Raw genomic sequence first — 14340 nt, 5'->3', positions numbered from 1 at the left:
TCATGGCATCGATCCTGGTTATCGACGACGAAGTGCGACACTGCGAGAGCCTGCGTGCCTTCCTGGAGCAGGCGGGACACGATGTGGCGGTTGCGGGCTCCGCTGAGCACGGACTGGAACTGGCCGTCGACACGCCGTTCGATGTGATTCTCCTCGACATCCGCCTTCCGGGCATTGATGGGCTGACCGCGATCTCGCAGTTCCGGGCATCGGCGCCCGAGGTGCCGATCATCGTGATGACGGCATTCGGAACGCTCGACACAGCCGTTGCCGCGGTTCGCGAAGGAGTGTTCGAGTACCTGGTCAAGCCATTCTCTCTGAAGGACCTCAAATCGGTGCTGCAGCGGGCGTTCGACAGCCACCGGTTTCAGTCGAAAGAAGAGAACGAAGCGCCGGATCGTGGGAGTTCGCCGGTTGTTGTCGGTCGATGCCCACAGATCCAGCGCATCTTCAACCGGATCGCGCTGGTCGCCGCCAGCGACATTCCAGTCCTGCTGACGGGCGAAAGCGGGACGGGGAAGGAAGTCATGGCGAGGGCGATTCACCGCTACAGTAATCGTCACGACAAGCGTTTCCTTCCGGTATTCCTTGCCGCGCTCAGCCCCAACCTGATCGAGAGTGAGCTGTTCGGCCATGTGCGCGGGGCATTCACTGGCGCCGAGGTGGATCGTTCCGGACTGTTCGAGCAGGCCGCTGGCGGCACCGTTCTGCTCGACGAGCTGGGGGATATTCCGGATTCGCTGCAGGTGAAGCTGCTCCGCGCGATCGAGCAGAAGGAAGTGACGCGCGTCGGTGAAGACAAGCCCCGCCCCATTGACGTGCGATTCATCGCCGCGACGAACAAATCCATTCCCGGCCTGATCGCCAAAGGACAGTTCCGCGAAGACCTGTTCTACCGGCTCAGTGCATACCACATCGAACTGCCGCCGCTTCGCGAACGACGCGACGATATTCCCGATCTCGCCCAGCACTTCCTGCAGCGAGTCGCGAGTGTGACGCGGTCTCCCGGGTTCACGACGACCGCCTTGGCCGAACTTGAATCTCGACCCTGGCAGGGCAACATCCGTGAGCTTCGGAATGCCGTCGAGCATGCTGCAATCGCGGCGCGAGGATCGGCCATCGCCGTCGAGCATCTGCCGGCCCCGTTGACCAGAAGTCCGTCCGGAAACGCGGTCGATGACCTCCACGGTCCGATCAGCCGCTGGATTGATCGGCAACTGGAGAATCTCGATCCTCTCACTGATCGAGCAAAGCTCCACGACGCGTTGCTGAGTGAAGTCGAGCCAATGCTGTTCGATCTCACTCTAGCCCGCTGTCGCCAGAATCATGCGGCTGCAGCGCGAGTTCTGGGACTTGATCCGAAGACGCTCCGAGTCAAACTCTCAGCGGCTCGTGGACGAAGCTCGCCGCAGTAGCCCGTCGTTTGAGGGGCATTTCGAGCATCCATGCTTTAACTGACGGAGTGATTCCGCCGTAGGGCCGGATTGGCGGTGCAGACACATTGTGCTCCTGGTTGAGCCGCACACCGGCCGCATGTCCGGCCACGCAGGCGTTGTCCAGCGCATCGAACCAGTACTTCTGACGGAGGACCCGCTCCCAGCGGGTGTCGGAACCGAGAACGCATTGTTACACGAGGCACGACATCAAATGGATCTTCCGTCGGTGCCGCCAGAATCCGGCGTACCATTGGCTGTACGCGATCGTCGTAGCGCTTGCACACACGGGGCTTCGAATCTCAGAGCGACGCCTGCTGCGATGGTCACACATCGACTTCAGCCATGGCCTGATCCGCCTCCGTGTGTTCGGTTCAACGGGGCGATTGGCAACCACAGTCACCTCAAACCGGCCAAAGCGGCCATGAAGGCGGTTGCGTGGGCTACGTCAGACTGATGAAGAATGTTCCGCCAGGCCGGGCTCACCAATTCGCTGTGCACAACCCGAGATGCCCTGGGAAGACTCGCTCCTGCACAAGCTGGTCAGGCCCATCTGACCGCGAATGACATTGGAATGCCGCTAGCCCCGGCGTCATACAGAAGCCTGGTTGCAACTCATTGATGTGAAATGAGTTGCGGACCGGCCAAGTTCAGAAGCGGAGAGGGGGGGATTCGAACCCCCGATACCCGTGAAGGTATACCGGTTTTCGAAACCGGCGCGTTCGGCCACTCTGCCACCTCTCCCGAAGTGGTCGCCTCCAGTCTCCCGGCGGCGGTGCGTCAGTCTAGTCATTCCGGGGTTCTGAGCAAGACACCCATTCCATCTTCCGGTTCGGTCCCGGCTCTTCTCGCCGATGTTCTTCCCAACCGCCATTTTTCCCGAACGGAGGAGGGGACCGATCGACCGCCACAGGCGTCATCACCCCGATCTCGTCTTCCGAAACCGGCTCACTCCTGTTTCCGTCACCGGGGGGCGTTACGATGTCGCTTCTTCACGGACAGAAACGTCGGACGAGGCGCCGGAGAGTCATGGAAAAATCGGTTGAAATCGAAGGAATCCGCCTGCATCTGGGGCACGCGGATACGTCCGAGGGGGAATGGATCGGTCAGCGCGAGATTGTCACCCAGCTCCTCGCCTGCTGGCTCGTCGTCGATCCCCGCGATCTCCCGCTGACGCCACGCCTGGTCGGCCCGCCGGGAATCGGAAAAACGACGCTCGCGATGTCCGGGGCCAGGATCAGGCAACAGCCGCTCTACGTCTATCAGTGCACCTCCGATACCCGTCCGGAAGACCTGCTCGTCACCCCCGTCCTCGCGGAAAGCGGGAAGATCCAGTACCAGGCCTCTCCGCTGGTCACGGCAATGATCACCGGCGGCGTCTGCGTGCTCGATGAGGGCAATCGGATGAACGAAAAGTCGTGGGCAAGTCTCGCCCCGCTTCTCGATCACCGCCGGTACGTCGAGTCGATCGTGGCCGGGATCACGATCAAGGCGCACCCCGATTTCCGCTGCGCCGTCACGATGAACGACGACGATTCGACCTACGAAATCCCCGACTACATCCTCTCCCGCCTTCAGCCGACTCTCACACTTGGATATCCCGATCGCCAGGACGAATTGGCCATCCTGCACTATCACCTGCCGTTCGCCGAACCGGAGATGCTCAACCTCACGGTCGAGTTCCTTCAGCAGTCGCACCAGTTGAAGCTCGATTTCTCGACGCGCGACGGCATCAACGTGCTGCGGTATGCCCTCAAGCGGCTGTCGCAGGATCAGAAGCATCCGCTCGGAAAGGACAAAGCCTGGCGGGAGGCGCTCAAGAATTGCCTCGGCGATGAGGCGCTCGACCTCCAGACACTGGCGGAACGCAAGCAGCGGTCCCTCGGAGGCAACGCCGTGCCAATGGGCCTCGGCGACTTCTTCTTCGATCCCGACGATCCGCTGCATCCCGACCGGGACGACGAGGGAGAAGACGAAGACTTCGAGGACGAAGAGGAATCCTGAAAGGCGTTCTCAAATTCTGACGGCCGTCTCCGGGAGGGCGAAGGCCTGTCACTCCTGCACTTGTTGCCAGTGCCCGCGCGCGTTCGAACGCCCGGTGTTTTCCAATGCCCGAGGGGCATTCGTGAGGGAGGCGGCGGGCAACCAACCAAGACGAACGGGGTCGGGGGGCGAATGGCTATTCTTGCCCTCTTCTTCCCCGCGAAGTTCCGCCGAAGCGTGGCGCGGCGTCCGGGAACCGGACGTTTGTAAGACTCGGCCGGTGAGGCGGTGTTGTGTGACGGGCTAAGGCTGATTGTATTTATTGTTCCCTCCACCCTTCAGGCGCGGTTGCGCGGCGTGTGCGGGAGGGGCTGTGTCCAGTTGTGCCACGCAGCTCACCGCGGAGAATCGAAGCCACACAGGAGAAAGGGGTTCCGTCGCGATCGGGCCTGCGCGCAACAGGGATGTGTTTTCGTGTCGGGTGGCAGGCTCCCGTCGAGCCTCATTGAGGCCTGCTTGTTGGCAACGGCCCTCCCGGTGTGCAGACCCGGCCTGAGATCCCTCAATCCATCACGGTGACGGTCCCTGCATAACACCGCTGCGGCCCCCACTCTGTGCGGATGAGCAGGCTGGCATCATCTTCCAGCCCCGCGCACACGCCGCTCACCACGCGGTCGACTTCGCCGATCGCCACCATGCGGCCGGTCAGGGCACAGATCTTTCGCCAGCGTTCGATCAGTTCCGCAGCGCCCTCCCCGAGCAGCCGGAAATCTCCGTCGAGCTGCTGCAGCACGTCGTGCAGAACAGAAAACCTGTCGGGAACCGCCGCGACGGACACCTGGCTCAGTGCGATGCCCCGGGTGGCGACGTCGGCCGGCGCGCCGACGAACTCGTTCGACACGTTGATCCCGATTCCCACAACCAGCCGCCGCGGCGCAGCAGGACTCGTTTCGATCAGGATCCCGCAGACTTTGCGGTCGCGAATCCACACGTCATTCGGCCATTTCAGCAGTGGCCGGTCCGGACCCGTCGATTTCGCGAGTGCCGACGCAACGGCCCCTCCAACAGCCACGGAGAGTCGTGGCCACAGCTCCGGAGGGATCTTCCACGTTTCGGGCTCGAGCACGATCGAGAACGTCAGTACCCCTTCCGACGCAAACCATTTGTTCCGCCCGCGCCCGCGACCGGCCGTCTGCCGGTCGGCGAGGATCAGCAGCGGAACGGCGCTCGCCGGAAGCGACGCCGCGATCTCCAGGGCCCGGTCGTTGGTCGAGGGGAGAGCGTCGAAGTGCTCGGCCCGCCGAATAAACGTCGGCTCGACAGCCTCGCCCAGTGAGGCAAAAAATTCAGGCCCGACCGTGGGATCTTCTGTCATTGGATTCTTTCCGCAGCGAGCCGGGCCAGTGCGAATGCACACGCGGCGGTGGCATGGCGATCGCCGAGCATCGCGTTCAGCGAGTGGATTTCGGCCGCCGCCCCCCGCACGGAACTGGAGACCGCCCACCGGGCCAGGAACGCTCCGGAACCGGAAACGATCACCGTGGGGCAGGGGCCCTGCATGCGCCCGACCACCTCATCAATGCTCCTGGCGATTTGCGCGGTCTGGCGGTCCGCCAGTTCGCCGGCGATCACGCGGGCCTCATCGAGAGTCATCTCGTCGCGATCACAGCACAACATCCGCGACAGCCGGTCCCACGCCTCGTCGATTCCCGCAGGCCTTCCGTTGGCCGTGTCCCCGTCGCTGCTTGGGGGGACGGCGCCCGTCAGCAGGTGGATGTCCCACGTCGTCGCAAAGAGTTCGGCCGCGAGAGGGGTTCGGCGACCGCGGAAAGTCACCTCAGCCGCGATCGCAGCAAGCGGTGTTCGTTTCCAGCCGGTGTAGACGAGTTCGCCCGATTGAAGCCGGTCGACGTCCGTCCGGCCCTGGGGATCGGGGAAGCCATTGAGTAGTGGAATGATGTCGGTCGTCGTCGAGCCCGTATCCACGACCAGTGCGTTCCCTTCGGGAACCATTCGGCCCGCCCAGGTGGCAAGCGCCAGCCAGTTCGAAGCGGCCGTCAGCAGCGGCCAGTCCATCGCTTCGTCGACCGGCACAAACTCACCCGCCGTGGTCCACACGAGGATCGGAATCCCGTGGCTGGCCTCGCGTGCCGCATTCAGGATCCGGTCCACTCCTTCTCGCTTGGAGGCGAAGCAGTCCGCAAGCTCGCCGGTCATCGTGATGACCCACAGGTCGGCCGCATCAAACTCCCCGGCAAGCTCGCCGATGGCGGCCGTCAGTTCCTCCGGTTGCTTCCAGAGTGGAAATGAGGCCTCAACGGACTTCGTTGTGCCGTTGGACGCCTTGAGGTTTGCGCCGCCGATGTCCCAGCCGAGTACGTTCATTCTTTGGACCTTAACGAACGGACCGCGGGCGCCGCACGTGCCCGGAGGCGTCGAATTCCAGCCGTCCCGGTTTCCAGCGCGGAGAGGGGACGCCTGTCGCCAGCAGCCCGGCCAGAAGGTTCGTCTCCGCCAGTTCAACGGCGGCGACGAAGCTCGTGGTGAAACGAGGATTCACCTCGCAGACGAGCAGCTCGCCGTCCTTCGCGTTCTCCACGAAGTCGACACCGACACCACCGACGGGCCTCGCCCCATCGCCGGCGACGGCCCGGATCGCCCGCAGGGCCAGTTCGTGAAGGCGAGACGCTTCACAACGGGCTGGAATGGATCCGCCCAGGTAAGAGAAGGTCCCGTCATTGGCGATCCCTTGTTCCGCGGGGGGTAACAAGTCGACACCGCCGTCCGGACGGAACAGCGCTGTGCACGACATCCATCGCCCTTCCACAAACGGCTGAATGATCGACTGACCATCGAATGACGGCGTGTCGCCCGGCGCTGGCGCCATGTTCGCAAGCCGACGGACCGACTGTGACCCCGCCCCGTCGCGGGGCTTGACCACCGGGCGATCCCACCCGGGGGCCGCCCCACTCGATCCGAGTCGGGTCTCGATGGTCGGCACTCCCGCCGCCCGAAGCCGGAGGAAGGTCTCCCACTTGTCAGAAGCGGCCACAACGAGTGCAGGGGCGTTCAAGACCCGCTCAGGGCCGGCGATTTCAATCGCGAGGGAAACGCGTCGCCCCAGTTCGCCGTTGATCTCCGGAGCGATGATCAGCGTCTTGGCCGAACCGGCGCTGAGGGAGCGGAACTCGTTCGCTTCCTCGCCCGGATCAGAAACGGCCCGCTCCGACAGGCCGGGAACATCGAGCGCCGCAATGCGGTGATCGCGCGTTGTGACGACCTCGACCCCTTCAATTGCGAGCAGGCTCTTCGCGACCGCCCGATGCATGGCGGCCCCTTCGCGCAGCAGCGAGTCGGGAAGGGGTTGGCCATTCAGCGCCCCGCTCGTGATGAATTCGTGAAGGAAGACCTGCACGGCGAGGCAGTGACCAGCAACGGGGCGAATAAAACGCGAGCGGGACGGCCGCGAGCCTGCCGCTCACTCCTCCGCTTCGGCCTTCTTGGCCGGCTTGTACTTCAGCCGGGCGTACTCCGGGAGTTCGCCGATCAGCGGCTCCAGGTATTCGGTAAAGGCGGGAGTCACATCGTAGCCGTCTTCGGAGATGAACTCGTCCGGCATCGGGCGCGCATGGACCGCCACTTCCTTCAGCGGAATCGTGCCGAAGGTCGGGTGATAGCTGCGGCCCGGCTTCCGCTGCAGCGTCACCATCACGTCACCCGTCCCCTTGCTCGCCAGCTTCACGGCCTGACGACCGGCCCGATAGGCCTCCCGGAAGTCGAGCTTCACACCGCGGTCGGCGGCGCACATCGGCAGCGATTCCGTGATCTGGAACTCGCCGCGCCAGCCGAACGCCTTCGAGATCATCTGATGCAGCGTGACGGCGACGCTCGTCCCTCCCATCGCGCCGAACTCCACGTTCCCGAATTTGTCCTTCGTTTCCGACGCACTGACCGGGCTGCCATCGGCGTAGGTGATCCCTTCACCACACACGATCGAGACGAAGCCATGCTCCTCATGCACCTCGCGAACCTTTCCCAGGAACCGCTCCTTGTCGAACGGCCGTTCGGGGAAGAGCAGGATGTGCGGCGCGTCTCCCGACTGCTCACGGGCCGCGGTCGTGGCCGCCGGAAGCCAGCCGGCGCTGCGGCCGATGCACTGGAAGATCACGAACTGGTCGACCTTCTGCATGTCGCGGGCGAGCAGGCCGGCCTGCAGGACGCTCATCGCGACATACCGGGCGGCGCTGGGGAACCCTGGCGTGTGGTCGGTCCCGAACAGGTCGTTGTCGACCGTCTTTGGCACTCCGACGCCCGTCATGTCCCAGCCCACCGAGTGAGCGTACTCGGTGATGCGATGGATCGTGTCCATCGTGTCGTTTCCGCCAATCAGGAACAGATATCGGATGTCGTACTTCCGGAACTGCGCGAGGATCGGCTCGAAATGCTCGTCCTTCAGCTTCAGCCGGCTCGATCCGAGCGCGCTGGAGGGAGTCTTGCGCAGAAGCTTCAGCGTCTCCGACGATTCCCGGCCGAGGTCGACCAGGGCGTCGTTCAGCACCCCTTCGATGCCATAGCGCATTCCGTAGATGTGCTCGATCTTCCGGGAGCGCAGGGCCCCGTCAACGACTCCGGCCAGAGACGCGTTGATCACCGAGGTAGGACCGCCGGACTGTCCGACGAGAGCATTGGCGCGTGACATGATGGCGAGACGAAAACTCAAAAGGGGCGGATCAAACGGGGCAGGCCGGATGTCAAATTGCCGGCCTCAGAGCGGGCATCATGCGCAAATGGGGCAATTGCGCGAAGTGCCGGGCCGTTTGTGGGCCGGCGAATTCACAATTCCGCGAGAACGGCCGTGTGTTCTGCGACGAACCGGCGTTTCCCGCGCTCGATGATCCGGTGGCCTTCCGATTCCAGCCGGCGGGCCTGCTCCGCGAGTCCGCCGGGAAACTTCGCGTTCAGTTCGCCGCCGGTCTTCAGGGTCCGCCACCAGGGGGTGACTCGGCTCTGGCCTTCCTTCTCCGCCTCGTCCGCGGCATTGGCAGCGATCCAGGCAAAGATTCCCGTGGTGATCGGACAGGCGCTCTCGACTCCGGCGTCCCGGGCGAGGGCCGCCCGCAGTTCGGCGCTGGTCACGACCTTGCCCGCCGGCGCCTTGCGCATCAGCGCGTCGACCTGCAGCGGGGCAGGAATCACCATCGTCCCGCCCCCCCATTTCTCGCGGGCCCGACCCTCGAGAACGATCGTCCTGGGCAAGTCCTTCGAGTCGGCCAGCTTCTCACGCCACGAACGCCGGGTCTTCAGCATCGCGGGCCTCCGGTTCTGCAATCGTGCTCTACTTCACGGGAAGTGCGAAGTCCCCCCGCATGTCGCGCCAGACGGCGTGGATGTGGTTGGCGATATTGCCCGCGGCGTCCGGCTGCGTATTGACGAACTCGACCAGGAACGTCGGTCCCTGGATCCGGTAGTAGTGGCCGATGCCCGGCTTTGTCGCGCCGGCCCACCCGAACGTCACGTTCTCCCAGCCAGCCTTTTCGATATCGTCGATCCGCTCCGCGGCCACGCGGTTCGGCATCGCGCTGCAGTAAACCTCGATCAGCCGCCGAAGCAGTTTCTTCTGCGGAGCTTCAAGAGCCGACATCGCGATCCCGACGGCCGGATCGGTCGGAGGCTGCGGCACACCGGCGGCGCGCACTTCCTTGATGGCTTTCTCCGCGAAGATCGCCTTCGTCTTCTGCCCGTCGTTCAGGCCGTTCACCAGTTCGAACGCCAGCGTTTCTTCCTCTTCAAGAACCCGCGTACCGACCGCGATGCCCGACTTGTTCTCCGTTTTGACGATCGCCGGATTCGTGCAGAACACCTGCGGCGTCGACGAGATCACGCGATCCCCTTCCACCACGAAGTTCAGGCACAGGTGATGCCCCTCGAACGACAGACCCCAGCGACCATCGCCCGGTTTGCCGAACAGCGTGAAGAAGTAACGTTCGGGGTCGCGGATGTTCTGCCCCTTGCCCGCTTCCAGTTCGCGGAGCAGGTTTTCCAGCGACATGATCTTCGTCGCTTTGTCATAACCGATCTGGCTCAGCGCCGACCGCAGGAGCTTCAGCGCGGCCTGCTGCTGCTCCTTCGTCATCAGCTTGAATTGCAGCCCTTTGCGCTCGGCCTTCGGAATGAAGTGCCAGTCCACCCGCTTCGGCGTGTCGTAGGGCAGGACCGCAACATCACGCTGATCAGAGGTCAGGGTCCCGACGAATCCTACGGCCGCCTTGCCAAGTTCCGCCCCGGGCGCCGCATCTTCATAGACGGCCCGGACCGCGCCGGTGAGAGCAAGGGTGGCGAGAACGAGTGCAGCAATCCGAGCACGATGCATCAGGTCGATCCTCTTCAGAACGTTGCCGATCTCAATCGGAACCCATCCTAGCCGGAATCGCGCGCGGTCGCGACCGCGCTGGGAGTTCCTCCGGGAGCAAACGACTGCTGCGGGGACGAGGTGGCCGGGGGTCGGAGGAGGGGGTACTGATCGCGGGACAGGGAGAACCAATGGCTCGCCGGCCCCTGTGACCGGCCGCTGCCTCAAGCCAGGGCCCCAAAACCTTAACCCGCGAGCGCCACTTCCTGACGCGGCCGCAGCATGCGCCAGCCCATCGACGCCGCAAGCACGCCCCCAGCTCCCGCCGCGATCAACGCCACGTTCTTCCAGCCTGGCCCGGGCTCAAGCGTCCGAATCGCCTCGCAGTACGCCGTCAGCGCCACCAGCACCGGAACCTGCGGCAGGATCACTTTCGCAAGCAGGTGGCCCGGGTGAAACTCGAGCGCCTTCATTGCATAAGGAAACAGCACCAGTCCTTCGATGAGCACGAGCGGCAGGAAAGTTCCCCACGCGACGCCGACGATCCCCCAGATCTTGACGAACGTGATCGACAGCACGAAGTTCGCCACCGCCTGCGCCACGTCGATGTACGCCGGACGTTTCACGTCGCCGATCGCCGTCAGCGCCTGCCGCAGGATGATCAACGGCTGGGCGATGACCTGGGCGGCCGCCAGCACGATGAGGATCAGGTAACTCCCCTCGAGGTCCGGCCCCATCCATGTCGTGAGAAACATCTCCCCGAAGTACACGCTGCCGATGAGGAACGCAGCGGAGAGCAGGAATCCCATCCCCATTGCCTTCGCACACAGGCCTTCAAGCCCGTCACGCTCTCCGCGCGCATGCATGTCTCCCGCCTTGGGAAGGACCACGTCGCCGATCTTCTCCAGCGGCGTGCTGATCATCTGGACCAGACGCAGCGCCACGTAATACGGCACGGCCGCGGCCTTGCCGAGAATGATGCCGATGACGACGACGTCCGTCAGGTGAATCACGCGAACCGCCATCCCGCGGAGGGCGGTGAACAGGCTGAATGAAAAGCATTCCTTCAGCACCGCCCGGTTGATGTGACGCCGGCGGATGGAGAGCGTCGGAATCTCGCAGCGGGCCCACCACACCGTGACGGCGTTCTCCAGGATCGTCACCCCCAGGAAGATAGCCCCGAGAACGACAAGCGCCCCTTGTTTCTGCAGGAAGGTGATCGTCAGGACGAGCCGCGCGACGGCGATGATCGCCTCGATCGCGCTATACAGGTCAAACCGCTGAGTGGCGATCAGCACGCCGCCATACACGCTCCCGAGCATCCCGATGGCAATGTTCAGCCCCAGCAGGATCATCGCGATCCGCACGTCGCTGACCGGAACGTCCCCCCAGTCGCCGAGTGCTGGCGCCGCCAGCGCCAGCCCCGCCGAGACGGCCATCACGCCCCCGGCCGCTACGAAGTAAACCGCAAACACCCCGCTGGCGACGGCGTTGAGTCCGTCCCAGTCCTGGCGGGCGCGCCGATCCGCGACGAACCGGCAGACCGTCGACCCGAATCCCATGTACAGCAGCGACGAATATCCCGCGATCGAATTCACGAATACCCACGCGCCGTAGCCCTCTTCGCCGATCGTCTTCATGACATACGGCATCAGGTAGAAGCCGACCGCCATCACGACGAGGTGGGCCAGCCACTTGGCCGAGACGGAACGGGTCAATGACATAACGAAAGTCAGCTTCCAGAAAGAGGAGTCGTGGTGACAGCAGTCACCACGACCGCACCTCGCGCGCACGGAACGCGCACTGGCGGGTCACTCCAGTCTGTCACATCCTTTGAGGGTGGGACCCGTCGATCCTCTCCAGCGGGCGTCCAGTCGAATCCGGGGCGGAATCACGTGAGTTTGCGCCGGTTGTAACGATTGCAGCGTCGCGCCGGATTCTGGCACATAAGCTTTGAATGAGGTCGAACGGCATCAACTGGTGCTCGCTGGCACGTCTGGAAGACTTGCGACACACCCGTCGGACGCCCCGCGGGAAGATCGTTGTCCTTCGCCCCTTTGACATCATGAACTCCCATTCTCCTCGCATTGCTGTGATGAGCAGTGGTCTGGGCCACATTGCGCGCGGCATCGAGACCTGGGCCGATAGCGTCGCCACCGAACTCGACCGCCGCGGCGTGGGCGTCACGCTGTTCAAAGGAGGGGGACACGCAGAACGGCCGTTCGAGAGAGTCGTTCGCTGCCTGCAGCGGCGGACGAAGCTGGCCGATTTTCTGGTCCGGATGGCGCCAAGTGCGGCGTGGCGAGTGGGCCTGCACCAGACCTATGACCTTGAACAGACGACATTTGCGCTGGCGATCCTGCCGCACCTGATCCGCAAACGCTACGACCTCATCCATCTGCAGGATCCCTGGCTGGCCTACATCCTCGAAAAAACGAAATCGCTTCACGGCGCCAGCGTGATCCTCGGGCACGGCACTGAAGAGGAACCCTGGCTGCTCAGGAAATTCCAGCATGTCCAGGAGTTATCGCCGTTTTACCTCTCCCGGCATGGCGACCTCGAAGGCCGACAATGGTTCGCCGTGCCGAATTTTGTCGACGCCGGACGATTCCAGCCGGGCGACAAGGCACAGGCGCGCAGGGAGTTCGGGCTCCCCGAAGACGCGTTGATCGTCTTCTGCTGTGCGGCCCTCAACCGTTCCAAGAAGCGGCTGGATTGGCTGGCCCAGGAGTTTGCCCGGGTCGGACGCTCCGACATGTTCCTCGTGCTGGCAGGCGCTCGCGACCCGGAAAGCGCGGAACTCACGCGGGAAATCCACGCGCAGCTTGGAAGCCGAGTCAGGATCCTGGAAAACGTCCCGCATTCGAAAATGCCGCTGCTGCACCGCGCAGCCGATGTGCACGTGATGTGTTCCCTGATGGAAGTCATGGGAATCAGCATCCTGGAATCAATGGCCAGTGGCGTTGCGAACGTCGGCCATCAATGGGGATCGGTCGAGTGGGTGATCGGTCCCACGGGCCGGATCGTCGACATGGAGAAGCCAGGGGCTCTGGCGTCGACTTTGAGGGCTCTCAACCTCGAGACCTGCAGGGAACTCGGCCAGGAGGCCCGCCGACGTGTTCTCGACCTGTTCTCCGTCGAAGCCGTGGTCGATCAGATGCTGGGCATGTACGACGACGTCCTCAAGACGCGGGCCGGGCATCGACGGGAAGACGCCCGGCGCGTTTCGCCCGGGTCTGCCTGAGTCAGTCGCGGGGTGGGACGGCAAGAGCCATCGCTCTTGTGAGAAGACTTTCGCGAAAGCGACCTTTCCTGCCGTAATTGTTCTCCGGGGGCAGGGGGGGAAAATCGCCCCCGCGTGCCCCCTCGTTGTGGTCGTCGCTTGAAGCCCCTCCGTGGCAGTCGTAAGTTAAGGGGCCGGCGTTGGTTGGTGATGCTCGCGGCAATCCGTTTTCTTCGCGAGATGTTCACATTCGGCAGCAGCCGGATTCATATCGTTCAACGTTCCATTGCTGAGTTTCGTCACACAAAACCTTTGTGATCGCAGGGACTGCGAGCTGGCTCGTTCCGGGCCTGTGCTGCGTCTCTTGCGTTCGGAGTCCTCACAGCCATGTCCGCGGAAGCAGTGATCCAGACGCGAAATCTGTCCAAGACCTATCGCGATTTCTGGGGCCGGCCCAAGGTGAAGGCCCTGAACTCACTCACGCTCGACGTCCAGCCGGGTGAAATCTTCGGCCTGCTCGGCCCCAACGGATCGGGAAAAACCACCACCCTCAAGCTCCTCCTCGGGCTCCTCTTCCCCTCGGACGGCGAAGTCAGCGTCCTCGGCAAGCCCGCTCACGAAGTCACCAAGAACGAGCGGATCGGTTACCTGCCGGAAGAGTCGTATCTCTACCGCTTCCTCAATGCCGACGAAACGCTCGATTTCTACGGCAAGCTGTTCAACATGACCGCCGCCACGCGGAAACAGCGCCGCGATGAACTCATCGAGATGGTCGGACTTCAGCACGCCCGCCGCCGCCAGCTGAAGGAATACTCCAAAGGCATGACGCGCCGCATCGGTCTGGCGCAGGCCCTGATCAACAACCCCGAACTCGTGCTGCTCGACGAGCCCACCAGCGGACTCGACCCGCTGGGAACGCGCGACATGAAGGACCTGATCCTCAAGCTGAAGGCCGACGGCAAAACCGTCGTCATGAGCAGCCACCTCCTCGCCGACGTCCAGGACGTCTGCGACCGCATCGCCATCCTCTACGGCGGCGAGCTCAAGGTCGTCGGCAACGTCAAGGACCTCCTCGAAAGCCGCGACGAAACGCAGATCATGTCGTCGCAGCTCAGCCCCGAGGCCATCAGCGAGGTCGAAAGCGTGCTGAAAAAGCACGGCGCCACGGTCAAGAGCGTTTCGCACCCGACATCCACCCTGGAAGACCTCTTCCTCCGGACCGTCGAGGAAAGCAAGGCCCGACCGGGTCGCCGGTTTGCTCCCGGGGAGGCTCCCGGACGCGTTTGATCGCCTGTTGCGGCGATCTCGCGTCCGTTCCGAGCCCTTTCTTGCACTCTCCTTGCTGTTCCCGG

The 14340-nt window shown here is 63.6% G+C and carries 12 protein-coding genes and 1 tRNA gene; 5 read left to right on the top strand and 8 right to left on the bottom strand.

Annotation, left to right across the window (positions count from 1 at the left end; genetic code table 11):
- Positions 1-2: 2 nt before the first annotated feature.
- Both Pan44_RS18540 and Pan44_RS28345 read left to right on the top strand, forming a co-directional pair.
- Positions 3-1415, top strand: a complete 1413-nt coding sequence (locus Pan44_RS18540; protein ID WP_145031997.1) for a sigma-54-dependent transcriptional regulator — start codon at positions 3-5, stop codon at positions 1413-1415.
- Positions 1416-1603: 188 nt separating this feature from the next.
- The gene (locus Pan44_RS28345) at positions 1604-1861 is read left to right on the top strand and encodes a tyrosine-type recombinase/integrase (RefSeq protein ID WP_145031994.1); all 258 of its coding nucleotides are present in this window, start codon (positions 1604-1606) and stop codon (positions 1859-1861) included.
- A 229-nt stretch (positions 1862-2090) separates the two neighbouring features.
- Here Pan44_RS28345 and Pan44_RS18530 read toward each other — a convergent pair.
- Positions 2091-2177, bottom strand: a tRNA-Ser gene (locus Pan44_RS18530).
- 285 nt (positions 2178-2462) lie between these two features.
- On the opposite strand from Pan44_RS18530, the gene Pan44_RS18525 reads away from it, so the two are divergent.
- On the top strand, positions 2463-3437 hold the full coding sequence (locus Pan44_RS18525) for an AAA family ATPase (protein WP_145031991.1): 975 nt from the start codon (positions 2463-2465) through the stop codon (positions 3435-3437).
- Between the two features lie 541 nt (positions 3438-3978).
- Here Pan44_RS18525 and Pan44_RS18520 read toward each other — a convergent pair.
- The 7 genes from Pan44_RS18520 to Pan44_RS18490 form a co-directional block, all read right to left on the bottom strand.
- Positions 3979-4791 (bottom strand): biotin--[acetyl-CoA-carboxylase] ligase, encoded by an 813-nt coding sequence (locus Pan44_RS18520; protein ID WP_145031988.1) that lies wholly within the window; start codon positions 4789-4791, stop codon positions 3979-3981.
- Positions 4788-5801: a hydantoinase/oxoprolinase family protein gene (locus tag Pan44_RS18515; protein WP_145031985.1), complete on the bottom strand. Its 1014-nt coding sequence runs from the start codon at positions 5799-5801 to the stop codon at positions 4788-4790. Before Pan44_RS18515 ends, Pan44_RS18520 begins: the two co-directional genes overlap by 4 nt.
- Before the next feature lie 10 nt (positions 5802-5811).
- On the bottom strand, positions 5812-6831 hold the full coding sequence (locus tag Pan44_RS18510) for an ATP-grasp domain-containing protein (protein ID WP_145031982.1): 1020 nt from the start codon (positions 6829-6831) through the stop codon (positions 5812-5814).
- Positions 6832-6894: 63 nt separating this feature from the next.
- The gene (locus Pan44_RS18505) at positions 6895-8115 is read right to left on the bottom strand and encodes a 6-phosphofructokinase (RefSeq protein WP_145031979.1); all 1221 of its coding nucleotides are present in this window, start codon (positions 8113-8115) and stop codon (positions 6895-6897) included.
- Between the two features lie 134 nt (positions 8116-8249).
- Positions 8250-8723 carry an MGMT family protein gene (locus Pan44_RS18500; RefSeq protein WP_145031976.1) on the bottom strand — a complete coding sequence of 158 codons (474 nt, stop codon included), beginning with the start codon at positions 8721-8723 and terminating at the stop codon, positions 8250-8252.
- A 28-nt stretch (positions 8724-8751) separates the two neighbouring features.
- A complete protein-coding gene (locus tag Pan44_RS18495) occupies positions 8752-9786 on the bottom strand; it encodes a DUF3500 domain-containing protein (protein WP_145031973.1) in 1035 nt (344 codons plus the stop codon).
- 224 nt (positions 9787-10010) lie between these two features.
- Positions 10011-11489, bottom strand: a complete 1479-nt coding sequence (locus Pan44_RS18490) for a lipopolysaccharide biosynthesis protein (RefSeq protein WP_145031969.1) — start codon at positions 11487-11489, stop codon at positions 10011-10013.
- A gap of 371 nt (positions 11490-11860) precedes the next feature.
- On the opposite strand from Pan44_RS18490, the gene Pan44_RS18485 reads away from it, so the two are divergent.
- Positions 11861-13009 (top strand): glycosyltransferase family 4 protein, encoded by a 1149-nt coding sequence (locus tag Pan44_RS18485; protein ID WP_197453447.1) that lies wholly within the window; start codon positions 11861-11863, stop codon positions 13007-13009.
- 366 nt (positions 13010-13375) lie between these two features.
- Positions 13376-14275 carry an ABC transporter ATP-binding protein gene (locus tag Pan44_RS18480; protein ID WP_145031963.1) on the top strand — a complete coding sequence of 300 codons (900 nt, stop codon included), beginning with the start codon at positions 13376-13378 and terminating at the stop codon, positions 14273-14275.
- The last annotated feature ends 65 nt before the right edge of the window (positions 14276-14340 follow it).

Source organism: Caulifigura coniformis, assembly GCF_007745175.1.
GTDB lineage: Bacteria > Planctomycetota > Planctomycetia > Planctomycetales > Planctomycetaceae > Caulifigura > Caulifigura coniformis.
Note: the sequence above shows the minus strand (reverse complement) of the source record. Positions and strands in the feature narration are given on the sequence as shown.